Annotated in this window: 22 protein-coding genes; 5 read left to right on the forward strand and 17 right to left on the reverse strand. The window is 56.9% G+C overall.

From position 1 onward, the window contains the following. Positions 1-9: 9 nt before the first annotated feature. From ilvB to ACYQ11_RS08245, 14 genes are all read right to left on the reverse strand, one after another. Complete coding sequence (gene ilvB, locus ACYQ11_RS08180; RefSeq protein WP_459923286.1) at positions 10-1,704, reverse strand: biosynthetic-type acetolactate synthase large subunit; 1,695 nt, start codon at positions 1,702-1,704, stop codon at positions 10-12. Between the two features lie 41 nt (positions 1,705-1,745). Then, the gene (gene ilvD / locus ACYQ11_RS08185; protein ID WP_459923287.1) at positions 1,746-3,413 is read right to left on the reverse strand and encodes a dihydroxy-acid dehydratase; all 1,668 of its coding nucleotides are present in this window, start codon (positions 3,411-3,413) and stop codon (positions 1,746-1,748) included. A gap of 284 nt (positions 3,414-3,697) precedes the next feature. Then, complete coding sequence (locus tag ACYQ11_RS08190) at positions 3,698-4,315, reverse strand: RecX family transcriptional regulator (RefSeq protein WP_459923288.1); 618 nt, start codon at positions 4,313-4,315, stop codon at positions 3,698-3,700. Between the two features lie 7 nt (positions 4,316-4,322). Continuing rightward, positions 4,323-5,027 carry a tRNA (N6-threonylcarbamoyladenosine(37)-N6)-methyltransferase TrmO gene (tsaA, locus tag ACYQ11_RS08195; protein WP_459923289.1) on the reverse strand — a complete coding sequence of 235 codons (705 nt, stop codon included), beginning with the start codon at positions 5,025-5,027 and terminating at the stop codon, positions 4,323-4,325. After that, positions 5,024-6,832, reverse strand: a complete 1,809-nt coding sequence (gene pepF, locus ACYQ11_RS08200; RefSeq protein WP_459923290.1) for an oligoendopeptidase F — start codon at positions 6,830-6,832, stop codon at positions 5,024-5,026. The genes tsaA and pepF overlap by 4 nt, the downstream gene beginning before the upstream one ends. Positions 6,833-6,845: 13 nt before the next feature. Further along, complete coding sequence (locus ACYQ11_RS08205; protein ID WP_459923291.1) at positions 6,846-8,033, reverse strand: cation diffusion facilitator family transporter; 1,188 nt, start codon at positions 8,031-8,033, stop codon at positions 6,846-6,848. A 123-nt stretch (positions 8,034-8,156) separates the two neighbouring features. Further along, complete coding sequence (locus ACYQ11_RS08210; protein WP_459923292.1) at positions 8,157-8,804, reverse strand: BPTI/Kunitz domain-containing protein; 648 nt, start codon at positions 8,802-8,804, stop codon at positions 8,157-8,159. A gap of 187 nt (positions 8,805-8,991) precedes the next feature. Further along, on the reverse strand, positions 8,992-9,261 hold the full coding sequence (locus ACYQ11_RS08215; RefSeq protein WP_459923293.1) for a type II toxin-antitoxin system RelE family toxin: 270 nt from the start codon (positions 9,259-9,261) through the stop codon (positions 8,992-8,994). Beyond that, complete coding sequence (locus ACYQ11_RS08220; protein WP_459923294.1) at positions 9,258-9,464, reverse strand: hypothetical protein; 207 nt, start codon at positions 9,462-9,464, stop codon at positions 9,258-9,260. Before ACYQ11_RS08220 ends, ACYQ11_RS08215 begins: the two co-directional genes overlap by 4 nt. 337 nt (positions 9,465-9,801) lie before the next feature. Then, positions 9,802-11,007, reverse strand: coding sequence for a thiolase family protein (locus ACYQ11_RS08225; RefSeq protein ID WP_459923295.1), 1,206 nt, complete (start codon positions 11,005-11,007; stop codon positions 9,802-9,804). Positions 11,008-11,257: 250 nt separating this feature from the next. Then, positions 11,258-13,021, reverse strand: a complete 1,764-nt coding sequence (locus tag ACYQ11_RS08230; RefSeq protein WP_459923296.1) for an extracellular solute-binding protein — start codon at positions 13,019-13,021, stop codon at positions 11,258-11,260. 196 nt (positions 13,022-13,217) lie between these two features. Beyond that, positions 13,218-14,048, reverse strand: coding sequence for a dihydrodipicolinate reductase (gene dapB, locus ACYQ11_RS08235; protein WP_459923297.1), 831 nt, complete (start codon positions 14,046-14,048; stop codon positions 13,218-13,220). Beyond that, positions 14,045-15,775, reverse strand: coding sequence for a sugar phosphate nucleotidyltransferase (locus ACYQ11_RS08240; protein WP_459923298.1), 1,731 nt, complete (start codon positions 15,773-15,775; stop codon positions 14,045-14,047). The genes dapB and ACYQ11_RS08240 overlap by 4 nt, the downstream gene beginning before the upstream one ends. A gap of 7 nt (positions 15,776-15,782) precedes the next feature. Beyond that, a complete protein-coding gene (locus ACYQ11_RS08245; RefSeq protein ID WP_459923299.1) occupies positions 15,783-18,422 on the reverse strand; it encodes a 1-acyl-sn-glycerol-3-phosphate acyltransferase in 2,640 nt (879 codons plus the stop codon). 488 nt (positions 18,423-18,910) lie between these two features. Here ACYQ11_RS08245 and ACYQ11_RS08250 point away from each other — a divergent pair, with 488 nt between their 5' ends. Further along, positions 18,911-19,129, forward strand: a complete 219-nt coding sequence (locus ACYQ11_RS08250; RefSeq protein WP_459923300.1) for a hypothetical protein — start codon at positions 18,911-18,913, stop codon at positions 19,127-19,129. A gap of 76 nt (positions 19,130-19,205) precedes the next feature. Here the strand turns inward: ACYQ11_RS08250 and ACYQ11_RS08255 are convergent, their stop codons facing one another. Together ACYQ11_RS08255 and ACYQ11_RS08260 are read right to left on the reverse strand one after the other, a co-directional pair. After that, the gene (locus tag ACYQ11_RS08255; RefSeq protein WP_459923301.1) at positions 19,206-19,901 is read right to left on the reverse strand and encodes a ribonuclease HI; all 696 of its coding nucleotides are present in this window, start codon (positions 19,899-19,901) and stop codon (positions 19,206-19,208) included. Further along, a complete protein-coding gene (locus ACYQ11_RS08260; protein ID WP_459923302.1) occupies positions 19,894-21,063 on the reverse strand; it encodes an exo-beta-N-acetylmuramidase NamZ family protein in 1,170 nt (389 codons plus the stop codon). Before ACYQ11_RS08260 ends, ACYQ11_RS08255 begins: the two co-directional genes overlap by 8 nt. A gap of 446 nt (positions 21,064-21,509) precedes the next feature. Between ACYQ11_RS08260 and ACYQ11_RS08265 the strand changes: the two genes are divergently transcribed. The 4 genes from ACYQ11_RS08265 (at position 21,510) to ACYQ11_RS08280 (ending at position 25,494) form a co-directional block, all read left to right on the forward strand. Beyond that, positions 21,510-21,752, forward strand: a complete 243-nt coding sequence (locus tag ACYQ11_RS08265; RefSeq protein WP_459923303.1) for a type II toxin-antitoxin system Phd/YefM family antitoxin — start codon at positions 21,510-21,512, stop codon at positions 21,750-21,752. Next, positions 21,749-22,132, forward strand: coding sequence for a type II toxin-antitoxin system VapC family toxin (locus ACYQ11_RS08270; protein WP_459923304.1), 384 nt, complete (start codon positions 21,749-21,751; stop codon positions 22,130-22,132). The genes ACYQ11_RS08265 and ACYQ11_RS08270 overlap by 4 nt, the downstream gene beginning before the upstream one ends. Positions 22,133-22,191: 59 nt before the next feature. Further along, the gene (locus ACYQ11_RS08275) at positions 22,192-22,536 is read left to right on the forward strand and encodes a DsrE family protein (RefSeq protein WP_459923305.1); all 345 of its coding nucleotides are present in this window, start codon (positions 22,192-22,194) and stop codon (positions 22,534-22,536) included. A gap of 654 nt (positions 22,537-23,190) precedes the next feature. After that, the gene (locus ACYQ11_RS08280; protein WP_459923306.1) at positions 23,191-25,494 is read left to right on the forward strand and encodes an ATP-binding protein; all 2,304 of its coding nucleotides are present in this window, start codon (positions 23,191-23,193) and stop codon (positions 25,492-25,494) included. 31 nt (positions 25,495-25,525) lie between these two features. On the opposite strand, the gene ACYQ11_RS08285 is transcribed toward ACYQ11_RS08280, so the two are convergent. Further along, positions 25,526-26,506: a YheT family hydrolase gene (locus tag ACYQ11_RS08285; protein WP_459923307.1), complete on the reverse strand. Its 981-nt coding sequence runs from the start codon at positions 26,504-26,506 to the stop codon at positions 25,526-25,528. Between the last annotated feature and the right edge of the window lie 33 nt (positions 26,507-26,539).

Below are 26,539 nucleotides of genomic sequence, written 5' to 3' on the forward strand. Positions count from 1 at the left end.
CTTTCCCGTCTAAACGAGAAGCATGTCGGTGATGGCTTTGCCCGCCGGTACCATGGGGTAAACGTTTTCCTCCCGCTCGATGATGAATTCCATGATCACCGTTTTGGGGGAGGCCAGACCCTTTTTGAGGGTCTCCTCAACCTCCTCGGGTTTCGTGGCCCGAAGGCCCAGCGCGCCGTAGGCTTCGGCCAGTTTCACGAAATCCGGATTGTGGTCCAGGGTGGTCGAGGCGTAGCGGCGCTGATAGAACAGCTCCTGCCACTGGCGAACCATGCCCAGGTACCGGTTGTTGAGGATGATGACCTTGACCGGCAGGCCGTACTGCATGGCCGTGGCCATTTCCTGGATGTTCATCTGGATGCTGCCGTCGCCGGCGATATCGGCCACAATCTTGTCCGGACAGGCCGCCTGGGCCCCGATGGCGGCGGGCAGACCGAACCCCATGACGCCCAGCCCCCCCGAGGTGATGAAGTGGTTGGGCTTGTTGAAATGATAATACTGGGCCGCCCACATCTGGTTCTGGCCAACCTCGGTGGTGATGATGGCCTCGCCCCTGGTCAGCTTGAAAAAGGTCTCGATGACGTACTGGGGCTTGATCACGTCTTTCTGGTCATAGGCCAGGGGCTTGGTGCTGCCCCATTCGGCGATCTGGCTGATCCATTCGTCTCGGCCCTGGCAGAGATCCTCGAGGTTCTCCTTGTCGATCAGGCGGTTCAACTCCTCCAGGGCCATCTTGCAGTCCCCGACCACGGGCACGGCCACCGGAATGTTTTTGTGAATCGACGTGGGGTCGATGTCGATCTGGGCGATGGTGGCGTGTTTGGCGAACACGTCGGTCTTGCCGGTAACCCGGTCGTCGAAGCGCACGCCCACGGCGATCATGCAGTCGCAGGTCGAGGTCGCCATGTTGGCCCGATAGGTGCCGTGCATTCCCAGCATGCCCATCCACAACGGATCGGTGCCGGGAAAGGAGCCGAGGCCCATCAGGGACCCGGTCACCGGAATCCGGGCTTTCCGGGCAAAGGCCGTCAGCGCCTCATGGGCGCCGGAGGACACCGCGCCGCCGCCGGTGAAGATGATCGGTTTTTTTGCCTTTTTCAGCAGGTTGACCACCTTCTGGAGCTGTTTGGTGTTCGGCTTGTACGTGGGTTTGTACGCCCGCATCTCGATCTTGCTGTCGCCCTTGCGCTGCTCGAACCTGGTAACCATGTTGGACACATCCTTGGGAATGTCCACCAGAACCGGTCCGGGCCGTCCGGAACGGGCCAGGTAGAAGGCTTCCCTCAGAGTCTGCGCCAGCTTGTCGATGTCCTTGACCAGGTAGTTGTGCTTGGTGCAGGGACGGGTGATGCCCACGATGTCCACCTCCTGGAAGGCGTCGTTGCCGATCAGGTGGCTGGACACCTGGCCGGTGATGATTACCATCGGAATGGAATCCATGTAGGCCGAGGCGATACCGGTGACGGTGTTGGTGGCGCCGGGGCCGGAGGTCACCAGGCAGACGCCGGTTTTTCCGGAGGCCCGGGCGAAACCGTCGGCCGCGTGGACCGCGCCCTGCTCATGGCGAACGAGAATGTGTTTGATGTCGGTCTGGTCCAGGGCGTCGTAGATGTCGATAACCGCCCCTCCCGGGTAACCGAAGATGGTGTCTACGCCTTCTTCCTCAAAGATCTTCATAAGGATCTGAGCACCTGAAAGTTTCATGATTCGCTTTCCTTTATATATAATGATGTCATTGATAAACGTTATTTAACGATGGCTCCCTCGCTGGCCGACGACACCAGTTTGGCATACCGGGCCATGTACCCCGTGGTGATTTTCGGCTGGGGCCGGGTCCAGGTTTTGAGCCGTTCGGCGATTTCCTGATCGGACAGCTCCAGGGTGATCTTCTTGGCCGGGATGTCGATGGAGATCGTGTCTCCTTCCCGGACAACGGCAATGGGGCCGCCGTGGGCCGCTTCGGGCGAAATATGGCCGATGGCCGCGCCCTTGGTGCCGCCGGAAAACCGTCCGTCGGTGATCAGGGCCACCGAGTCGTCGAGCTTCATGCCCACGATGGCCGAGGTGGGGCTGAGCATTTCACGCATGCCCGGGCCGCCCATGGGTCCTTCGTACCGGATCACGATCACGTCGCCGGGTTTGATGCCGCCGTCCCGGATTACCTGGGAGGCCGCTTCTTCCGAATCGAACACCCGGGCCGGGCCGGAATGGCGAAGCATTTCATCGAGAACAGCCGACTGCTTGACCACGCAGCCCTCGGGAGCCAGGTTGCCGAACAATACCGCAAGGCCGCCTTCGGTGTGGTAAGGGTTGCCGAAGGGACGGATCACGTTCTCGTTCAAGACCCGCCTGGTTTCGATGTTCTCCTTGACCGTCTTACCGGTGACGGTCAGGCAGTCTCCGTTGATCAGGCCCTGGTCCGACAGAACCTTGAGCACGGCCTGGATGCCGCCTGCCGCGTTGAGATCCTCGATGTGGTCCTTGCCTCCGGGAGACAGGGAGCACAGGTGCGGGACTTTTTTGCTGACCTCGTTGATCGTCGACAGTTCCACCGGCACCTTGGCCTCGTGGGCGATGGCTTTCAGATGGAGTACCGTGTTGGTCGAACAGCCCAGGGCCATGTCCACGGCCAGGGCGTTTTCAAACGCTTTGGGCGTCAGGATCTTCGAGGGCGTGATGTTTTTGGCCAGAAGGTCCATGATTTTCATGCCGGCTTCCTTGGCCAGCCGTTCCCGGGCCGACATGACTGCCGGAATGGTACCGTTGCCGGGCAGGCCCAGACCGATGGCCTCGGTCAGGCAGTTCATGGAATTGGCCGTGAACATGCCCGAGCAGGACCCGCAGGTGGGACAGGCCGCGTCTTCGATGGTTCTTAATTCGTCTTCGGTCATTTTATTGGACAGAACGGCGCCTACCGATTCGAACACGGAGATCAGGTCGACCTTGCGGCCGGCATCTTCCGGATGCCGGCCGGCCAGCATGGGTCCTCCGCTGATGAAAATCGTCGGAATGTCGAGGCGCGCCGCAGCCATCAGCATGCCCGGAACGATCTTGTCGCAGTTGGGAATCATCACGATGGCGTCGAAGGCGTGGGCGGTGGCGACCACTTCCACGGAATCGGCGATCAGCTCGCGGCTGCCCAGGGAGTAGCTCATGCCCGTGTGGTTCATGGCGATGCCGTCACAGACCCCGATGACCCCGAATTCGATGGGGGTGCCGCCGGCCATGTAGACGCCGGCTTTGACGGCCTGGGCAATCCGGTTCAGATGGACATGGCCGGGCACGATGGTGTTGGCCGAGTTCGCGATGCCGATCAGGGGGCGGTTGATTTCGGTGTCCGTGTAACCCATGGCCTTGAACAGTGAGCGATGGGGGGCTCTCTCGATTCCTTTTTTGACGTTGCTGCTCTTCATAGTGATCGCTCCATTAAAAAAGCCGTTATCAGTTTTCAGGCTGATAACGGCTTTTATGGTGAAAATTAATGTTTTTTATCAAGCCATTATCAACCTCTCGGAAGTAGGTCGACGCCCACGACAGTGACGACGGTCACGGGAATCTGTACGACGATGATGTTGCTAATGACTGAAATTCGGTTCATTTAAAATACCTTGAATTTATTGTAATTTTGGATAAATATACCTATAGACCAAGTTTGTCAAGCCTAAAATTTCCAGGAATGAAATAAATGATTCCGACCCTAAGGCGGATTGAGCACGGTTTCGACCACCGCAAGGGTGGTGTCGTAGGAAAAGCCCCTCTGGCTCAAAAAGGCGTAGATTTTCTTTTTCAGGGTGTCCGGGTCGGCGTTTTCCCATTGCCGCAGTTTGGGTTCAAGGGCGCTCATGGCCGCCCGGGTCTCATCGTAACCGGAAAGGGCCTCGTCGATCAGAACCTCGTCGATGCCCTTCTGGCGCAATTCCTGGCGAAGGGCAAAAGCGCCCTTGGGATTGAGCCTCAGGCGGTCCTCGATCCACAGGCGGGCAAAGTCCCGGTCATTCAGATAACGCTTGTCTTCAAGCCGTTGAATGACGTGGTCCGTGCATTCGGGCGGAAATTCTTTTCGGCTCAGGTACTGGCGCATTTCCCGGACACTTCGGGCCCGCCGGCCCAGAAAGCGGACGGCCGCATCATAGGCCCGCGCCTCCTCGTCCTCCCGCTTGATGGCCGTGACCTCCTCGTCTGTCAGAATGCCTCCCGTGCTCAGGCGGGCTGCTATGAGGATGCCCAGGCTGAATTCATACCGGTCGTCCAGGTACACGCTGACCCGGTGTTTGTTGTTCTTCTGAACCGTCAGTTGGGTGATGGTGTGATCCAAAAGGGCCTCAGGCTTTCACGGGGTCAAGGCTCAGAACCCGGATGGTTCCGTCCTCGATCCGCCACTTCACGTCCCGGTCGAACAGGCGGACGCCGTAGGTTTTGCCGTCATCCCCGCTGTAGGCGGGCCGGGGGTCCAGTTCGAGCATCCGGGTGACGATGGTTTTCAGATGGGGGCGCTGACCGGACAGGACGTCGATCTGCCGCTCGGCCTCTTCGGTGAAACAGACCGGAAACACGGGCTCCGGCGCCGTATCGGCAAATCCGCCCGATGCGCCGGCCACGATGTCGGCGTAGGGCAGATAGGGTTTGATGTCCAGAACCGGGGTGCCGTCGACCATGTCCACCCCCGCAAGATGAAGCACCGGGCCCTGATCTGTTACGGCCACGCGTATCAGGCGGACGGCGGACATTCCGATGGGGTTGGGCCGGAAGGGCGACCGGCTGGCGAAGACCCCCACCTTGCGGTTGCCCCCCAGGCGGGGCGGCCGGACCATCTCCTGCCAGTGATCGCTTTTCACCCGGTCGAAGACAAAAAGAATCCACAGGTGGGAAAAGCGCTCAAGCTCCCGCACCGCGTTGATCCGGGCATAGTCGGGCTCGAACACCAGGGTGCCCGGCGCGTCCGGAACCAGACCGGCCTGGCGGGGCGTTCCGAATTTTTCCCTGAAGCAGGTGTGTACCCTGCCGATGACGTTCATGCCGTAGATCATGCAAATCCCAGGGCGCTTTTCAGGGCCGACACCTGACTGGCGAAATGGTCGACGGCCTTCTGGACCGGCTCGGGGGAGTCCATGTCCACCCCGGCCGCCTTCAGCTCGTCGATGGGGAACATGCTGCCGCCCAGGCCCAGGAAGGACAGATAACGGTCCACGGCGGGCTTTCCTTCCTGAAGGATGTCGGCGGCAAGGGACAGGGCCGCCGAGATGCCGGTGGCGTATTTGTACACATAAAAAGGTGAGTAGAAATGGGGAATACGGAAACATTCCAGGCTGAGTTCTTCGTCGATGACAAGGGCGTTCCCGAAATAGATGTCAAGGAGGTCCCGGTAGTCGCTGCGGAACCGGGACAGGGTCAGCGATTCGTTCTGTTCGGCCCGTCTGTGGATGAGGGTTTCGAATTCGGCGAACATGGTCTGGCGGAACAGGGTGCCCCGGATGTTGTCGATCTCCCGGTTGAGGATGTAGGCCTTCATCGCCGGATCATCTGTTTTTTCGAGCAGGTAACGGCCAAGCAGGGTTTCGTTGAGGGTCGATGCCACCTCGGCCACGAAGATCGTGTACCCGTGGGTGGGGTAGGGCTGATGTTTTTTCGCGTAATAGCTGTGCATGGAATGTCCGGCTTCGTGGGCCAGGGTGAACAGGCTGCTTAGGGTGCTTGGCTCATAGTTCAAAAGGATGTAGGGCGGCGAATCGTAACAGCCCGACGAGTAGGCTCCGCTGCGTTTGCCCCGGTTTTCGTAGCGGTCCACCCAGCCGCCGCGAAGGCCCTTTCCCAGGGTCTCGGTGTAGTCCCGGCCCAGGGGGGAAAGAGCTTCGATGCAGGTGGTGACGGCCTCGTCGTAGTCCATATGAAAAGACACATCGCCCGATAGAGGCACGTAGGTGTCGTAGATATGCAGATCCGACAGGCCAAGGACCTCTTTTCGGAACGAAAGGTAGTCAAACAGGGGCGAGAGGTTGTTTTTGACCGTGGCCGTCAGGTTGTCGTACACCCGCTCATCCACGCGGTCGGCGAACAGGGCGGCTTTTCGGCAGCTGTCATGGCGGCGGACCCGGGACAGAAACACGTCTTTTTTTACCGAGGCGGCCAGGGTGGCGGAAAGGCCGTGTTTGTGGGTGTCGTAGACCGTATAATATTGGTGGAAGGCCCGCCTGCGCAGATCCCTGTCCGGTTTGGACAGAAAGGCGATGAAGTTGCCGTGTGTCAGTTCCACCGTCCGGCCGGTCTCGTCCTCAAGGGTTCCGAACTGGAAGTCGGCGTTGTCCATCTGGCTGAAGATCTGCCGGGAACTCTGGAACACCTCGCTTTCCATGGCCAGAATCTGCTCGATTTCACCGCTGCGGGTGTGGGGTTTGCTGCGCAGGATTTTTTCCAGGGTGAACCGGTGGTCCGCAAGATCCGGGTGGCGGAGGTAGGCCTCGATCACCGTTGTGTCCAGGCTCTGGATTTCGGGAACGAGAAAGCTTGCCGCATCGGCCAGCCGGGCATGGAGGTTCATGGCCTTGAGGTACAGGCCGTTGTAATGCTGGTTGCGGGTGTCTTCGTCGTTTTTCAGGTGAGCGAAGGTGTAAAGCCGGTCGACGTCCCTGCTGACGGCGTCGTCAAAGGACAGGCAGGCTTTAAACAGGTCGACGGATTCGTGCAGGCGGCCCTTGAAAGCGGCATATCCGGCAATGCGCTCGCCGACCTCGACAAACAAGGTTTCAAAGGCCTCGTCCGAGGGGAAAAGCGGGGTCAGGTCCCACTGGTCTTTTTGGGGAATCTCGCTGCGTTCGGGCAGTTTATCGTGTGCCATGAAAACTCCTTGGTCAGGGTTTGTAGCTGTATTTGGGTGACGCCTTGATCACCACCTTCATCCGGGGAAAGTGAAAACGGACGCTGTCGTTGACGTCGGCAATGACCTGGTGAATGTCGGATTCGGGAACCTCGTCGGACAGGGCGATGCCGAACAGAACGGTGCCGCCGTCGGGCTGGTCGCCCACGATCCGAAGGTCATGAAAGGACTGAACCCGGTCATGGTCTGCGACGATCTCGGTGAGGACGTTCTCGATCCTGCGGTAGGCGGGGTGATCCCGGTTGACCGGATCGATATGCACCACCACCATCCCCCGGGTTTTTTTACCGACCGCGTCCTCGATGCCCTCGGCGATCCGGTGGAGGGCGAAGGCGCTTTTTTTGTGGGAGACCTCGATGTGCATCGAGGTGATGCTGGTCTGGCCGTAGGTATGAACAATGATGTCGTGAACCCCCAGCACGCCGGGACGGGCCATGCACAGTTTCTCGATGGCCGCAATCAGTTCCGGTGGCGGGGGCTGGCCCAGAAGGGGATGGATGGCGTCTTTCATGATCATGTAGGCGGAAATAAAAATCGCTGCGGACACCAGACAGCCCATGATGCCGTCAACCATGGTGTAGCCGTAGCGTGAGGCGACGAGGGCGACCACCACCAGCAGGGTGGACAGGGCGTCGCTGCGGTGGTGAAGACCGTCGGCCTTGAGGGTGGCCGAATCGATGTGCTCCCCGATATGGTAGGAAAACCGGGCCATCAGCTCCTTGATGACAATGGTGCCCGACACCAGGGCGATGACCCAGAGTTCCGCCCGGCTGGTGGTGGGCCGGATGATGGCCTCGATCGAGGATTGCAGCAGTTCGAAGCCGGCCACGAACAAAAGCACCGAAATGATCAGGGTGGCCACCGGTTCGAACCGGCCGTGGCCGAAGGGATGTTCCTTGTCCGAAGGCTTCTGGGCCATCTTGAATCCGACGATCACCACCAGCGACGTGGCCGAATCGGACAGGGTATGGAAGGCGTCGGCGATGAGGGCCGCGCTGTGGACCAGGAGTCCGGCATAGAGTTTGACGGCGAACAACAGGGTGTTGCCGATGATGCTCACCCAGCCTTCGAGCAGGCCGTACCGGGCCCGGACACCGGGGTCGGAAATCGGATCACTTCGGCGGATAAACCAGGATGCAATGAACAAGGACAGGCGTTTCACGATTTCGGCCCCTCGTTTTCAGGTGGTCTTTGAAGGTGTCGGCCCGCGCCGACGGGGTTTTTTCAATGACCGCCACGATAGCACAAACCGCCCGGTTTTTTCAAAGCCAAATCATCATGGGCATCACTCCCGCCTTGGATAACGGGGATCATTTTCTTCCAGAACCGTTTCGACCCCCGGGGTTTTGTCTATGACCTGCATCAGATACTGGCCCTTTGGCTGAAAGGGTTCGGATAATTCGAGCACGATGTCCGCCAGGGTATAGGGTATGACCCGGTGGTTGTCCCGCATGAACGGTCGGCCGAATCCGATGGCATAAAACCCGTCGGCGGAATGGCCCAAAAAGACGCAGGCCACCTCAAGCCTCGTGAAATCGACGTCCGGGGCGGGCGCGTCAAAGGCCCGCTTCCAAAGATCCGTCCAGGCCTCCGACGAGGTGATCACGGCAATAAAGGGTTCCTTCTGATGTGACGCGCTGCCCTTCCAGATGGTGTCAGATGGCGCGGGCGGCCCGACCGTTTTGGCTCCGGCCCCGCAGGCCGCCTCGCAGGCGCCCAAGGTTTCAAACGGCACCACGCCCCCGCAGCCGCCCCAGAAAAAAGACCGGCACGCGCCGCGTTCGGCATCGAAGTAATACCGCGTGAACAACGCCTTGCACGGCCCCGGATCGGGTTTCAAGGTGCAGGGGTTTTGGTCTGAGGCAAGGGCTGTCCCAAAAACCGAACCAAGGATCAGAATCACCATCATGAATCCGCCTGCCGATTGTTTCATACGCCGCCTTTCATGGTTGGGGTTAAAGGCATGTACCTCATATCAAGGGTCCGCCCTGATCAAATCAGGATGTCGGCATAACAGCCGGGCCTCCGGCCGTTAACGCAAACACTTATCCTAATAAGGGGCATGGTGACATGATAATAAAGGGGATTGAATATGATTGTTAAATCCCCGTCTTTGATTGTTACGGGAAATATCGATAGATTTCTTTTCTGCTGAGCAAGCGGACAAAACAGACGGTATCATTTTCGATGATCAAGCCCAGCCGGTAATCGCCAACCCTTATTCGGAATGCATTGTCATTGGCTTTAAGCTTTTTCAGGTTGTTGATGTCCTGCAATGATTGGGCGGCCTCTACGGCCTGGATGACCTGGGCGACCTGCGATAACAGGCGTTTGTTTTGAGATCGTTTTTTTAAGTCGTTGGCAAAACTCTTTTTAAATGTCGTCTTCACGAGTGGCCGTCCAGAATGGAAAAGATTTCTTGTCTGCTAGCCGATTCGCTGTCCTTCCCTTCATCAATGGCATGGCCTAACGCGATATCTTCCAAGGCCTCAACGATAATGTCCTGAAAAACACTGCGGTTTTCCTCAATCATTTCAAGAAGAGCCTCTTTAAATACTTGTTTTAAAATGTTTTCGTTAAATTCCGTTTGCATTTTATGCTCCTTTTAAAAAACAACTGTGAGCCAATAACTCAAATGTATGTTTTTTGATAATTGCATCAAGCCGGTTTGTATGAACCCGCTTGTCCTTTTACGGTAAGCTCTCAATTTCTTCAATGTCTGTTGAAATACAGTGGGTTCACGACAAAATACAATGATATCAAACATAAAGGGATTAAATAGACCATATCAGCAACGCCGTTCAATCGCAAGTAAACATTGATCCCGTGGTTATTTTCATCAGGAGACGGTTGCTCCGGAGGCAACAATAAAAAACGGCCGGGCGCTCAGGCACCCGGCCGTTCATTTCATCTTAAAGAAAACGCTCAGGCTAGACGTTCCGGGTCCACAATGACGCGATGGCCGGGCCGGTGCCGACGCAGAGGGAGGCGCCGCCCACGGTCAGATTCAGGCGTTCCATCTCGTAGTAGAGGCTGACGATGATGCGCAGGGCGGTGCAGCCCACCGGGTGGCCCAGGGCGATACCGGAACCGTTGTGGTTGACCTTGTCAAGATCGAGGTCGATGCCGAAGTCTTCCTTGAGCATGCGGCCCACGCCGATGAACTGGGCGGCGAAGGCTTCGTTGATTTCCCAGTAGTCCACCTGATCGAAGGTCATCCCTGCCTGTTTGAGGCACTTGGGAATGGCCACGGCGGGCCCTAAGCCCATCACTTCGGCGGCCACGCCGGCGCAGGCGGTGTTGATCAGTTTCATCAGGGGTTTCACGCCCAGTTCCTTGGCCTTTTCTTCGGACATCAGGATCACGGCGGCGGCTCCGTCGTTGATGCCGGAGGCGTTGGCGGCGGTGACCACACCGTCTTTCTTGAACACGGGTTTGAGTTTGCCCAGGCTTTCCATGGTGCTGTTGGGAATGGGGTGCTCGTCCGTATCGAAGATGATGGCGCCTTTACGGCTGGGGATTTCAAAGGGCACGATCTCTCGTTTGAAGTTTCCGGCTTCGATGGCGGCAAGGGCGCGGCTGTGACTCATCAGGGCCAGGGTGTCACACTCTTCACGGGTGATGCCGTATTTGGCAGCCACGTTTTCAGCGGTGGTGCCCATGTGGCCGCCGGCCAGTTCGTCGACCAGACCGTCGTGGAGCATGCTGTCCTCGATGGTGCCCTGACCCATGCGGTAGCCGCTTCTGGCCTTGGGCAGCATGTAGGGGGCGTTGGTCATGCTTTCCACACCGATGACCATGGCGCTGTCGGTTTTGCCGAGCATGATGTTGTGGGCGGCGATTTCAAGGGCACGCATGCCGGAACCGCAGTTCTGGTTGACCAGGACCGCGCTGCTTTCATCGGAAAACCCGATGCGTTTGGACACCTGACGGGCGGGCAGAGAGCCCTGAAGGCCTGGCAGGCACTGGCCCATGACGATTTCGTCAAGGATGTTCGCATCGATGCCTGCACGTTTGGCCGCTTCCTTGCCCACGGCAATGGCCAGATCCCGGGCGGGCGTGTCTTTCAGCGTTCCCAGAAATTTTCCGATGGCCGTACGGCAGGCGCTGACCATCACCACGTTTTTAACTGTCATTGTTCGATCCTCCTAAAATGTGAAATATATAAAAATCATCAAATAAAAAGCGATGTTGCGAACACAGACCACCCCATGCGCCCGGCAAAATGAAATCCTATACATACCGTAAAACGTCTGATCTGTATAGATGAAAAATGTCGATGGTTTTCCATTCCCATTTGCCCGGATTTTTAAAATCCGGTCCCCCGGAAGGGCCGCCGGAGGCAAAAAAATACACCATTCTTTCCTGAACAATCATACCAAACCATCAGGGCGCAAACACCTGGTCGAAATCAATGGCGGCGGGTTTGGCGGGGAGGGTGGCGCCGGTTTTCATGGCCCGGGCAAGGTCGGCTTCGGCGTCGGGGTCCAGCCACCAGTAGGCGTAGGCGCTGCTTTCACGGCCGTATTTGGACAGGACCGTGGGGGGTGTGCCGAATTTGTTCCAGTATAAAAGCCGGGTGTAGTTCACGTTCCACAACAGCACGTAAGGCACGTTGTCGCAGAGGATGCGGTCGATTTTCCGGACGATGGCGTTGCGCCTCTCCACGTCGAAGATGCTTTTCTGTTCCTCGATCAGGGCGTCGACCACGGGGTCCTTGAACCCGGTGATGTTGTTGCTGCCTTTTCGGTCGGCCTCTTTGGACGACCACATGCTTTCCGGGTCCTTGAACACCCCGGCGCCCCAGGCGGCCCAGGTCATCTGGTAGTTGAACTCGTCCATGTCCTTGGCCCAGGCGGCCCAGTCCTTCTTGTCGGTAATCAGCTCGATGCCCACGTCCTTCAGGTCTTCGGCGTAGATGGCCAGAAACTTGTCGGAGGACGGATCCCTCGTGAGGAATTTAAACGAGAACTTCCGTCCGTTTTTTTCAAGGAAGCCGGTTTTCGGATTGACCACAAAGCCCGCCTCGGTCAGAAGCGCCCGGGCTTTCTGCCGGTTCATGTCAAAGACCGGGTTTTCCAGCGGGTGCTCGGCGTCGTAGAGATCTTCGTAATAGGAGCGGTGGAGAAAATACTGGTCGTACATCAGGGTGTGGTTCATTTTCTCCCGGTCCAGAAGGTGGGCCATGGCTTTTCTTACCTTAAGGTCGTCGAAGGGGAAGGTGCGCATGTTCATGGCGAACCCCTGGAATCCCACGGGCTGATGGTTGATGACCTTCTGCTTGACGATGCGGTTCGAGACGAACAGGTCGTCGCCGGTTTCATTGACCCAGAGCCGTGAGGTGTATACGGGGAAGAGGTCGATCATGCCTTTCTTGAAGGCCTCGAAGGCGTTGATGCGGTCGGCGTAGAAACGGAATTTCAGGGTGTCGAAGTTGCCGATGCCCCGGGCGCCGGGGGCGTCCTTGTTCCACCAGTCGGACCGGCGGGTGAGGGTCAGAAAGATGCCTTCCTTGAGTTCGCCCATGCGGTACAGGCCCGAGACCACGGGAAAGTCGAAATTAAGCTTGTTGAAATCCATCGATCCGTAGGCGTGTTTGGGCAGGATGTGAAACCCTCCCACGGCGCCCAGGTTCTGCCAGTGGACGCTGTCGGCCGTAAAGCGGATGGTCTGCTTGTCCACGATGACCGGCGGCTTGAACCGCTCCAGGCTGACCTTGTGGGGGCCGGTCATGTGTTTCGGATCCATGATGGCGTCGAAGGTAAAGCGCACGTCTTCGGCGGTGATGGGAACGCCGTCGCTCCACCTTGCCTTGTCGTCGATGTGGAAGGTGAAGGTCTTTTTGTCGTCTGAGATGGTCCAGCGGTCGGCCAGGCCCGGTTCGTAGGCGAGGGTCACCGAATCCATGCCCAGAAGGGTTTCGAACATGGAGCCGAAGATTTCGGCGGTCAGCGAATTGTTGTCCAGGTAGTAGTTGAAGCTCTTGGAATACTGACCGCCGAAAATGGCCAGCTCGCCGCCGATTTCGGCGTCAAGGCCGGCGATGGGGTCCGGTGAGGGGGAATAGTCTTTGCCGGGAAAGGTCTGGTCGGCGTCGGCCCGGGCGATCAGGGCGACGAGCAGGGTCAGAACGATCCATCCGTGTTTCATACATAGCTCCTTCGGACGTGTTACGAAGCCCTCTGATATGATGTTGTAATCAATGCCTCCGGCGGCCCTTCCGGGGGACCAGATTTTAAAAATCTGGACAAATGGGATTTGAGTGTGACGGAATATAGGCGTTTACATACCTGTTTGTCAAACGTTTCAAACGTTTGGCCCCCGGCAGGGCCGCCGGATGATTTTTTTATGCGTTTGTCATTACGTCGATCATGGAAAAGACCCGGCCCGTGATACCGGCGCGGACTTTTTTGTCCAGGTACGCCACGGCGTCCAGGGTGCCCCCGGCGTAGATGTCCCGGCCGCTGATATTGTGGGTGAGGGCGAATTGGGACGATCCGTCCGGCGCGGTCAGGGTGTAGGTATGCCAGCCGTGGCCGTCCAGGTGCTCCTCGGGGATGTGCCATTCCCGTTTCTGAACCTCCGGGTCCCGCTCCTTGTGGATACGGTCTTCGGTGAAATCGACCCCCAGATCGTTGAAATAGCGGATCATGGCTTTGGCCGTGCCGCTGGTGTCGGCCTTCCAGCTCTGGTGGCTTTCCCGAACCTCCATCCGGAAACCTTTAAAAAGGCCGGGAAAGGTTTTGGCGGCGTATTCGACCATGGCCATGATTCCCACGATCTGCTTGGCCATGTTGGGCGAGATCACGGCGGGGATGGTCGATTCGGTCACCCGCTTGCGAATGCCCTCCCGATCGCCGCCGGTGGTGCCCAGAATAAAGGGCAGGCCGTGGCGGCAGTAGAAGTCCACATTGTCGTTGACGGCGCTGGGATGGGTGTAGTCCACGGTGATAAAGGGGCCGTGGGCGGTGATCAGCTCAGGGATTTTCGTTTCACGGGCATCGGGTCGGATCAGGGCGATGTCGGTCGATCCGACCCGCACGGTGGGCTCGACGATATCCGGTCCGGTGAGGGACCAGGGAAGCAGACGGACGCGGCCGTCGGTTTCGGCGTGACGGGCAATGGTCTCGGCGACCTTGCCGGGAAGGCCGTTGATCATCAGGGCGATGGGGGTCATGGCGTATCCTTGTGTTGGTGTGGGTCAGTGTGAGCCTGACAGTAGCCCAACGACCGTATTTTTTCCATGATTTTTTTGAATTCGCCGAAGGCCGGACCGTCCAGATCCCCGGTGTTTCGCATAAGGGTGCCAAGGGCCGCGGGGATGAAGTCGGCAAATCCGGCTTTGCCTTTGACCCGGCTTAAAAAGCCGAAGGCGCCCAGCATCTGGAGGTTTCGGCAGATGCGGAGGTAACGGTAACCGTCGCAAAAGGCGGCCCGGTCGAGGGGAACAAGGGCGGTGTGGATGTTGAGATAGTCATCCAGCAGAAGGTTTTGGGTGTCCGGATCGATGTCGGCGTAGGGGTCGATCAGAAGAGAGGCCAGGTCATACTGGACCGGTCCCATGCGCCCGCCCTGGAAGTCGATGATGCGGCACCTCCCCTCGTGGACCATGATGTTCCGGGACTGGAAATCCCGGTGCATGAAGCCGATGGCCCCGTGGGCCAGGGCCCGGTCGGCCAGGGCGTGGAAGGCTTCGTCCAGAGCGTCGACGGGAAGATCCATGCCCAGCACCCCGTTTACGAAGGCGCTGACGAAATATCGGCCCTCCCGGTGGATGATCAGATCCCGGTCGTAATCTGTGCTTTGCCATGTCCAGCTGCGGTCGAACCCCTCGGCCCCATGAACCGACATGCGGGCCAGGATCTGAAGGACCTCGCCGTACAGGGCGAGGCGGGTCTGGGGTGCGGCGGCCCGGACCACCTGGGCCAGGTGCACGTTCCCCAGGTCTTCGAGAAACACCTGACCGGAAAACAGATCGGCCTCCAGAATGGTGGGAACGGGAATGTTCTTGCCTGCAAGATGACGGCCGATGTGGACAAAGGCCGCGGCTTCGGACCGGGGTGCGTTCATGGTGATGCCGTGGTCGCAGACCACCAGGCTGTGATCATCCCGGCAGAGGCGACGGTAGAGGCGGTCCGAGCCGTCTCCGGCAAGGGGGCTCACCCGGATCGGCCGGTTTGGATCGAGGCCGAACACCCGGTCGAACACCCTGGGTGCGGTCCTGTCACGGCAGGCGTCCAGGTATTTTTCGGGGGTGCCCATGTCGATCCAGTAGGGCCGATCGAGGATCATGGCTTTGACATGGGGTCCCCGGGCGATCAGCTCCCGGTAGAGGGCGATGCTGCCGTAGGGCCCCTCGGGGGGGATGCGGCCGATGACCGACGGGTCCACCACCTGAATGCCGGTAAAAGCCAGATCCGGCAGGCAGCCTTCCGGTTTGGCGTCAAGGTAGAACCCCCGGACAAAGCCCGTCCGGTCCGTGGTCACGCAGTTGAATTCCGGAAAGTCGTGGAGCACCAGGGTCACAAGACGGCCGTGGGCGGTGTGGAACCGATATACTGCGGCGTAATCCACATCGGTGACAATGTCCCCGTTGACCACGAAAAAGGGCTGATCGCCCAAAAGGTCGGCCACGTTCCTTATGGCCCCGCCGGTATCGAGGATGTCCGGTTCATGGCGGGAGATGACGGGCACGGCGTATCGGCCGGCCTTGATGTGGGCCGCGATCGTTTCCCCCAGATGGTGGGTGTTGACGACGATGCCGGTGCAGCCGGCCGCGATCAGGGCCTCGATGGTGGTATCGAGGATGGTCCGTCCTCCCAGGGGAAACAGGGGTTTGGGCAGCATCTCCGTGTGGGGTCTGAGCCGTGTACCGAACCCGGCGGCGAGAATCAGGGCCTTCATGGTGAGTCTACATCTGAATCAGGGCGATGTGGTCGCTCAGAACGGCCATGAAATACCGGGCTTTGTCTTCGGAGCCGGGCTCGTTCAGGCCCTGGCCGGTGAAATAGGTCAGGGCGTTTTTGAAACTGATCTCCGATAGGGATTCGGGTAGATCGATTTCATGATTTTTGGCCATGCGGCGTCCCAGGGCCAGGATTTTCTTCACGGCGGTTTTCCCTTCGAAGCTGTTTTCCGGGTAACGCTTGAAAAAATGCAGCGCCACCAGATAAGATTCCATGTATGTTTTCAGGAAGCTCGCGTAGCAGTTCAGCTTTCGGTAACCTTCCGGGGTGATGTCGTAGGTGTCGGGCAAGGTGGCGTGGGGCGTGAGAATGCCGTCGTTGATAAAGGCTTTGATGTCCTTGCGGATCAGAAATTCCGCCGGTGTTTCCCGATCGTAGGTGAATTCCTGGTCGAACATCTGTTTGAGGCGGTTGTACCCCTCGACCAGATCAACGTGTCTGAACTGAAACGAGCGGCGTCCCAGGACGGCAAGGGCGGTGTAGGCGGCGGAAATGAAAAAGCCGATGCAGTTGTTTTTATAGTATCCCAGAAGGGGCCGCTTGGCGGTGTTGACCTTATAAATGGTTTTGCTTGTGGGCTCGGTCTGGTCGTCGGTGTTGATATCGATGAATTTGCGCTGGGTGTAGTTGGCGATGACCGTGTTGACGGCCCAGGTCCGGTTCTGGGACAGGGTGTCGGACAGACGGATGTTCTGGGACGTCAGGTAGGTCATGTACATGTCGATGTCGTGCATCAGCTGCTCGTGGGTGAAGCGCTTGCGCGGATTGTTCAGGATGGCGCTCGCCACGATGCCGTACGGCGTGGCCAGAGATACTTTCTGGATCGACTGGATCAGACGGTAACCCATGGATCGGCAGAGGGCGTTGTGCTGGTCACGGTTCTGGGCGGCGATGTCTTCCCCCCGTGTTTCAAGAAAGGCCTTGAGCGATAAGGGTTCGTGAAAGTTGACATACACCTTTCCGTAGCGGCGCTTGAGAACACGTCGGGCCTTGAAGATCTGCCCCACGCTTTCGGGTTCCTTTTCACCGCCTTCGACCTCGTGGAGGTAGGCGTCCTCTTCGAGAACCCGGTCGTAGCCGAAAAAAACCGGGACAAACAACAGGTCCTCACAGGCGCCGTCGCGGAAGGCGTCGATGAGAATGGACATCAGTCCGAATTTGGGGGGCAGCAGCTTGCCGGTGCGGCTGCGGGTGCCTTCGATGAACAGTTCGATGTTGAATCCTTCGGACAGGAGTTTTTTCATGTATTCGGAAAAGATTTTGGCGTAAAGCTCGGCGCCTTTGAAGGTCCGTCGCATGAAAAACGCTCCGCCGCCCCGGAAAATGGTTCCCATGGGCCAGAACGAGAGGTTCTTGCCGGCGGCGATATGGGGGCAGGGCATGTTGTTGATGTGAAAGATGTACGAGAGGATCAGGTAATCCAGATGGCTTTTGTGGCAGGGCACCAGAACCAGGGGCGCTTCAATGGACCGCTCCTTGACCCTGGAAAGGCCCTCGTGATCCACGGTGATGCCTTCGAACAGATTTTTGAACAGCCAGTCGAGAACGATCTTGAAGGCCGTGATCCATTTGGAACTGTAATTGGCGGCGATTTCTTCCAGGTAGGCGTCGGCCTTTTTGTTGACCTCCCGCAGGGTCAGCTCGTTTTTTTGGGCATGCTCCTGAAGAAACTGTTTGAGGGCGTCACTGGTCAGGATGGTTTCCTTGAGTTCTTCGCGGGATTTGAGGAGGGGACCCGTGATGGTCTGTCGATGGCGGTTGACGCGGTTGATCAGTTCCCGGCGCAGCCGGTCGGCCTGCTCGAGGGCCGGAAGATCCCGGACGGCGTCCCGTGCCAGGAAGTCTTTGATGCAAAGGGGTTCCCCGAGTTCGGCAAAACTGTTTTTCGAGTTGCCGAGCAGCATGACAAGGCGGCGGAGCTTTCCGGGGCGCTCCTGGGTTCCGAACAAGAGATCGACCAGTGAAAGGCCCATTTTTTGGGGCTTGGCGCTGAAGAAGATCAGTTCGGGAACAATATAGACCGACCGGTCCGTGGCGTTCTGGATGTCGATCAGGTAACGGATGGGGTCAGTTTTCTGTTTGACAAAACGATTGTAAAAGGATTCTTTGCTGATCAGGGTCATCAGGGCCGACCGTCCCCCGAGCAGCTGATCGCGGATATGACCGCTTTCAAAGGGGTCCGGAAAGGAAAAGCGCCGGAGAAGGTGATGGGTGTGCGAATAGATGATCTTGAACAGGTGGACGGCGGGCTGCCAGATAATGAAGCTGTGATCGAACCCGATGCTGGGGTAGGGCAGGCCCATTTTCTGGAATCGCGTGAAATAGAACAGATACTCGAAATGGCTGCGGTATTTGGAGGCATAGACGATCACGCTGTTTTCGGGCAGACTGCGGAGACGGTCAAGCTGTCTGGGGTTGAACCGGATGTTCCGGAAAAGAAAGTTGCGAAGGGCCGCTGAAACGAATCCCGATCGGATCGGCAGGTGTGAGCTGTAATGGATCGCGGGATGCTTCAGGTTTCTGACAAAGGCTTTTTGAAAACGCTGGGTCCATCGGCGGATGGGATTTGTTCGGGTCTCGTTCATCGGGAAGTCTCACATGGGTATCGACACCCTGTCCGGGACAGGGGGTTGGGGTCTGAGGATCAAAAAAAAGACCGCAGGTTTTGACAATGCCGCGGTTTTTTAATATACGACATGCATGGTTCATCATCCATAATATAGTTTGTTTTGGAGTGCAAGGCCCGATCCGTGTTTTTTCCGATCGGGGGCGTGATCGCGGCCATGAAAATATTGTAAGCCCATGGTTTTTTTTGGGTTGCTTTGACGGATTTGATATGGTAGCTTCCGTAGATTAAAATGTTCCGCTTGGATGAATGACGGCGTGTTGATTGATCCTTGGTGGAACATCTTCGTGTTGATCTTGTTCGAATGACCAGCGTTACTAAGGCGTGCGTGTCGGTTTCATCCCGCGAACCGGGCCTGCTTCCGGCCGCCGCAGGCAATAAAAAACGATTACCCCCTCAGGGGACGGATTAAAAAAAATTCGAATTCAAGCTAAAGGAGGAAGTTTTATGAAGACGTTGATTGGTGGCGCGATTGCAGCTACTTTGGGTTTGATCGGTATCGCCGTGTGGTTTGGTCCGCTGATGCAGCTTCTGGCCGCAACGATTCCCCCCGTTCTTCTGATCGGTGGCTGTCTGGCTCTGTACCTGGGTTTCGACGAACTCAAGGATTCCTGGAAAAAGGATGAAGAAGCCGCCCCTGCCGACGAGGCAAAAGACAAAGAGTAACCGATACGCTTTTTTTCGGATCTGATCAAAGCCCTGCATGATGTCATGCAGGGCTTTTTGCGTTGGGCCTGACCGGTTATCGTTCGCGCTCGATGGCCGAGGTGGCCAGGCGGTCGGCCTTCTCGTTGCCTTCAACGCCCGAGTGCCCCGAGACCTTGATGAGGGTCAGGTTCGAAAACCGTTTCATCAGGGCCTTGATGGATTCCACCAGTTCCACGTTTTTTTTCGGCTTCCAGTTTTGGGTCAGAAGGCCCAGGGCGTAGCTGCTGTCCGAGTACAGACGCACCGGCAGCTCGGGCTTTTTGATTTCCGACAGGGCCGTCCGGATGGCCTCCAGTTCGGCGATGTTGTTGGTCCCCTGGCCGATGTACCGCGAGATTTCCTTTTCATGATCCCCGTACCGAAAGAAAATGCCGATCCCCGAGGGGCCGGGGTTGCCCGAGGAGGCGCCGTCGGTGAACACATGGATCACCCCGGCCTCGTCATGGTTTTGTGCCAGGCTTTCCGGATGGGGGGCGGTTTTTTTTGCCGTGGCCGGGCCGGGGGCCTTTTTTTTGGAATCGGTCTTTTTCGGCACCAGGTTTTCCGGATCGGCGGATTTCAGGCTGTCCGGATGGACCCGGTATTCATAATCCTGCTTGAGATTGTACTTGATTCTCACCTTGCCCGTGTCATCGGTCAGAAACTCCCCGGCCCCGTCGGTTTCCGCCCAGACCTTGTTGCCCTTGAAACTCATTCGGATCCAGTGGGCACCCTCGTGTTCTTTAATCATACAGGTGAAACCTTTGTTTGAGCCGGTTAAAGGCGGCGCAGTCCTCCTGCCAGGACGCCCGGATGCTTTGGATGCTTTCTCCGTCTTCCAGACGTTTGCGGGTTTTTGAATCGCCCAGGATCAGATCCATGGGCAGCTTCTCGTACTCGTATTCGTAAGGGGGCTCTTTCCAGGCGAAGCGGTCGCCGCCCTGGTCCATGAATCCTTTGAGCAGGGAGAGGGACAGGGCGTAGGGCTGGTATCTTTCAGGGTCGAGCACATGGATCTGAACGCCCCGGCAGGTCTGGCCCTGCCATTTGTTGGACGTGGGTTCGAAACATACCGGCCGCAGATGGATTCCGCCCTGAAGTTCCGGCGGGACGCCGGCGATCAGGGCCGCAGGGTCCGCATAGGGGGCCCCCGAAAGTTCAAAGGGCTGGGTGGTTCCCCGACCCTCGGAGACGTTGGTGCCTTCGAAGATCACCTGCCCCGGGTACACCAAGGCCGAGGCCGGCGTGGGAAGGTTGGGTGACGGCGCCACCCAGGGCAGGCCGGTCTGATGATAATACAGATTCCGCGTCCAGCCGGTCATGGGAATGACGTGAAGATCACAGCCGATGCCGAAATGGTCGTTGAACAAAAGGGCCAGTTCGCCCATGGTCAGGCCGTGGCGCATGGGCAGGGGGTAGCGCCCCACGAAGGATCGGTACGCCTCGTTCAAGAGATGCCCCTCGACGGCCGCCCCGCCCACCGGATTGGGCCGGTCCAGCACCACGACGGTTTTGCCGAAGGCTTTGGCCGCCTCCATGCAGTAGGACAGGGTGTACATGAACGTGTAGACCCGGGTGCCCACGTCCTGAAGGTCCGCCACAAGGACGTCCAGGTGCTCGAACATCGCTTCCGTGGGCCTGCGGGTCTCGCCGTACAGGCTGAACACGGGAATGCCCAGCTTCGGATCTTTCATGTGGTCCGATTCGATCATGTTGTCCTGTTTGTCTGCAAAAAAACCGTGCTGGGGCGAAAACAGACAGGTCAGCCGATCGCCGAAGCGGTGATGAACGAGGTCCCGGGCATGCGTGAAATCCCGACGGACCGACGCGGGATTCGCCAGAAGCCCCAGCCGTTTTCCCGAAAGAAACTCCGGAGGGCTGTCCACAAGATTTTCAAGGCCGGTTTTTACCATGGATAGCACATCTTTCCCTTGATGGGGTGTTGACTGAATGCATGATCCTAAGCCCCTTTTGGAAACGAATGGTCAAAGAGAGCGAATCATACGAACCGTGTGCATAACCAGATAGACCATTTCAGCCCCTATGGCAAGGCCGGAAACAAGGAAGACGAGCGCGACGTGGCGACACGGAAAATATGGACGTTCTCCCGCGAACGGATTGCCTACGACGCTCATGAAGGGCCGGCACGTCCGGCCACCACAATCGTTCACGTTCCCGCGGTCGAGATCGTTATCGCTATCGAACGGTATGGATATCGATAACGATAGCGATCCCGATACCGACAGGACTTCAACCGGACACATCCAAGCGATTGCCTTGAGGGCACCCGGGTTGACAACTGATTCGTCTATAGGTAAACTAAGCTAAACTAATTCGTTCGCAATTGAAGGATTTGTCCATGCCAATTCTAAAATTGAACATCCATGAAGCAAAAACCAATTTGTCGGCAATCCTGGCTCAAATCGAGCAAACCGGCAGTACGGTTTTAATCTGCCGCAACGGCACCCCCGTCGCCGAACTGTCACCGGTCAAGAAGGGTGTGGGGTCGCGTTTGGGAAAGCACCCTGTCATGAGCAGGATTCAAATCAATTATGATCCAACAGAAGATCTGAGTGACGACGAATGGGGTGAAATCGAATGATACTGGATACATGCGCATTGTTATGGATCGCTGAAGGGGAACCGGAAAATCGACTGTCCGCCCACGTGCTCGATCGGATCAATAAAACACCGGTTGTTTATGTCTCAGCCGTATCAGGTTTTGAAATCGGATCAAAAGCGAAAACCGGTAAATTGATCCTTCCTGTCAATTCGGCAGAGTGGTTTGATGCCGTGCTGAATTTTCATCATCTCCAGCCCATAGACCTGAGTCTTACCATTTGCCTTCGGGCCACCGAACTGCCTAAGATCCATAAAGATCCTTGTGATCGATTCATCATTGCCACCGCCTTGGCACTGGATATGCCGGTGGTTACATCAGACGCCCGATTCAAGGAATACGGAGTCGATGTTGTGTTTTAAGTGTTCTCCATATTCCATACGTTTCTCTGAACCAACGGTCATTTTTTTAAGGAGACCCTATGAATTACGATACCGTGTTTCATGTCGATAACGAGCGTGTGAGTCTTGATATTGCCGTCAACAATATCGTCAATTTTCACAAGGCCCTGGGTGGACGGGCGGCCGAGCTGGTGCTGGTGGTCAACGGACCGGGGGTTTTGCATCTGGTTAGGGAGAACGCCGAGGTTGCTGAAAAAATCAGGATGATCCATGGCCTGGGGGTGATAATCCGGGTCTGCAACAATGCCCTGGTGCACTTCGATCTTTCGGCCGATCGGCTTTGTCCGGAATGCGAGATCGTACCGGCGGGGGTTGTCGCGTTGGTGGAGTGTCAGAAAAGAGGTTTTGCCTACATCAAACCCTGATGGTTTTGGCCGGCCAACCGTCAGGACAGCGAGAGTCTCCTGAAACGCGGCGACAAGCCGGGCCGGATTACCCCTGTGGAGTTGAGGCCGGTGATCGGCTCCGAACCGATTTCTGTTGCCGGGCGATGAGGCGGATGGCCGGTATGAAAGAAACCTTAATCGTTGATCAGGTCCGAGGCGTTATGATATATTTAAGGCGATTTTCTCAGTTCTCATCGTGAACGATTTATGATTACGACCGGGTGAATGGTTGTCATCCGTTTTTGACGGCTTCGGAAAACGTTCGATTTTCGGGCTGCGCGTCATTTCTCGCCACTGCGGCGTACCCTGAGTGAGCCTCGTTTTTTGTAAGCCCATCATTGTTGCTTTCTCATCAGTACCATAACGTGTGTTTACCTGTGTTCATTCGGCCTTTTCCTGATTTCGCGTGAACGGCGGTCATGAATCCTCCGGTCAGGCAGTTGCAAGAGGGCATGCCGTGTGTTTTCGCGTATTTTTTCATATCAGGGCGATTCATTCGTATGTCATTCATGGTGATAGAGACTTATGACGGCTATGCTCAGAATGTTGACTGTTTGTCTTTTATGTTTGTTATGGGGATGTAGCCGGCCTTATGACGCGATGAACAGGGCTCCCCGGGCCGAAGGCGGGGTTATGGATCTGCGGGATTATGATTTTCAGGCCCGGGGCCCCGTGGCGCTGGACGGTCAGTGGGAATTCTACAGAAATGCCTTTTGGGACAAAGGTCATCCCGAGCTTCAAAACAAGAAGATGCTGATTGCCGTCCCCGGGAACTGGGGCAGGACCGGAACGGGGGGCTATGGGACGTATCGCCTCACCGTTCGTGCGCGACCCCAGCCCGTTCCCATGGCTCTGCATATTAAAAATATCGGAAGTGCCTTTTCATGCCGTGTCAACGGGGTAACGCTCGGCCGGGCCGGGGTCCCCGGAACCGATAAACAGTCGACCCGGCCCCAGTACAAACCCCAAATCATTCGTATTGATTCCGAATCATGTTGCGACATGGAGGTGTGTATCGATGTGGCCAATTTTCATGAGATGAACGGGGGCATCTGGGATTCTGTAAGTCTGGGCCGGGAAAGCGATCTCCGTGACATCCGGGAAAGACGGAACAGCCTTGAATTTTTGATTTTCGGAGCCGTTTTTTTTATGGGTTTGTACCATTTCTGGCTGTTTGTTCTAAGGCCCCAGTCCCGGTCACCCTTTTATTTTTCCATGCTTTGTTTTTTGATCGCCGTCCGGATCGTTTTCACCCATGAACGGTACGTTCTCAGTCTGTGGCCGTCATTTGACTGGACGGCTTTTCACAAAATCGAATATCTCACGTTTACCCTTGCCGTTGCCGTGTTTTTTTCGTTTATCCACAGGGTCTTTCCGGCCGAGTTCAATAAAAAATGTCATACTCTCATCGTGGGGGTCGCACTGGGCTATACGTTTTTCGTCATTGCAACGCCTCCTCTTGTGTATGGGCGTCCGCTTGTCATGTTTCAGATCGCAACCGTGATTTTCTCGTCTTACACCCTCTACGTTATCGTGATGGCCGTCATTCGCAATCGGGCCGGGGCCATCGCCTTACTTATCGGCTTTCTGGTGCTTTTTGCCACCGTGATCAATGATATTCTCCATCAGAATAACGTGATTCAGACCCGTTTTTTTGTTCCGTTTGGCATGTTTGCCCTGTTGCTCTCCCAGGCCTTTGTGATTTCAATACGGTTTTCCAAGGCGTTTGATACCATCGAAATGCTCAAGGATGCGGCGGAAGGGGCGATTCGAGCCAAGAATCAGTTTATTGCCAATATGAGTCATGAACTCAGAACCCCGCTTAACGGGGTCATCGGAATGACGGAGCTGATCCGGGAAACCGCCCTTGATGACAGTCAGAAAGAGTATGTTCATATTATACGGTCCTCGTCATCGCTTCTGCTTACCATTGTCAATGACATCCTGGACCTGTCCAAGATAGAATCGGGCCAGCTTTATATCGAACACCTGACCTTTGATCTGAATGACGTACTCGAGGGCGTGTATTTCATGTTACAAAACAGAGCCCGGGAGAAGCAGATCGATTTTTCATATCACATCCATCCGGATATCGTAACGACGGTCACGGGAGATGCCGATCGACTGAAGCAGGTCCTTTTGAATATTGCGGGCAATGCCGTCAAGTTTACGGAAAAAGGGTCCGTTTCGATCCGTCTTGTCCCCGAAGAAATCCGGGAGACCTTCGAGGTCATAACCTTTTTTGTCCGTGATACGGGCATTGGCATTCCCCCTGACAAAATGGAACGCCTCTTCAATCCTTTTTTTCAGGTGGATGTGTCCATGTCCCGGAAATACGGGGGGATGGGTCTGGGCCTTGCGATTTCAAAATTTCTTGTTGAGCGTATGGGGGGGACGATCGGTCTTTCCAGCCTGCCGGGCCAGGGGACGGAGTTTCGGATTACGCTGTCGTTTCCCGTCTCTCAGCCGGTTGCCGATGAAACGCCGGAGCATGACACCGGGGGGAGTTTTTTGCCTGATGTGCGCGAGTTGGACGAACGGACGCCTTTTCATATTCTCATTGTGGAAGATAATGCCGCCAACAGACGATTGGCGGAAATACTGGTTAAAAAACTCGGGCATACAAGCGAAACGGTCTGTGACGGAAGTCAGGCGGTCGCTGTCCTGGCCGAAAAGACGTTCGATCTCATACTTATGGATGTTCAGATGCCCGTCATGGATGGGCTTCGGGCAACTCAAATCATACGTGATCCGAACTCGTCTGTGCGGGTCCATGATGTTCCTATCATCGCCATGACCGCCCACGCCATGACAGGGGACAGGGAAAAATGTTTTTCCGCCGGCATGGACGACTATCTGACCAAACCGATAAAGCCCAAAAATCTTGCGGAATGCATCGCTGTGCATATGGTGAGGAAAAACGGAAGGCAAGCGTAAGAGCGAACCCTTTGGATGATCCGGGAAAACGTCAGCCCGCCACCCCGGAGAAAAGATCGGCCAGAACCCCGTCGACCCAGCTTTTCATCGAGGCTCCGGTGATGAACCCGCAGTGACCGCCGAAGGGCGTGAGGGTCACGGAGAGGCTCGACGGTCTGGCCAGGCGTTCCAGATCCCGGTAAGGAATCACCGGGTCGTCCAGGCTTGAGATGATGTGGGCCGGAACGGTCAGGTCGCGGAGCGCGTCCCCCGTCAGCGAGTAGCCGTTCAGGTAGGTGTCGGCGTCTTCAAAATGGGTGTAGCGGGTGACGAAATATTCGGTCATGGTCCCCAGGCTTTTGAACACGTTCGGATCATCGAAATCATAGATGTCCGGGAACAGGGCTTTTTTCTTGAGCAGGGATTTTTTCCATTTCCGGAGAAAGTAGGTGTTGTACACAAAAAAACCGTTTTCAAGGGCGTCCATGGTGGCGGGGGGATGGAGTACCGGGCAGATTGCCGCCACGCGGTCAAGGGTGAATCCGGCCCGGGGGGCCCGGGCCGCGATGCGCAGGGCGAAATTTCCGCCCAGAGAAAACCCGCAGAGAAAGGTTTTCTGACCCCCGGCAAACTCGGCCTGAATCCGGCCGACGGCATGAAGCACCTCGTCGATCAGGCAGGAGTTGAACAGGCCCTGGTTCAGATGATGACTGGTTCCGTGGTCCCGCATGTTCAGACGGAACACATCGAACCCACGGTTGAACAGATGGCCCGCCGCCGAGAGAAGGTACATGGAGTCGCTGCTGCCCTCCCAGCCGTGAAGCAGGATCACCAGATCACGGGGCCGGTCCCGGTGGGACGAATAAAAACCTTGGAGCCGGACGCCGTCGCCGCCATCGACCAGTACTTCCCGGCTCTGTCGGAGCAGGGCCCTGGCCCGTTTGCGAACCAGCGGACGCCGCAGTTTAACGGATGCTGCGATGGACTGAAGGTGTCTGTTTCGAAACAGTCGGGGAGGTGTGAACGGGTGCATGGCGTTTGACGTCCCTATATATAAGGTATGACC

Source organism: Desulfatiferula olefinivorans (assembly GCF_054657895.1).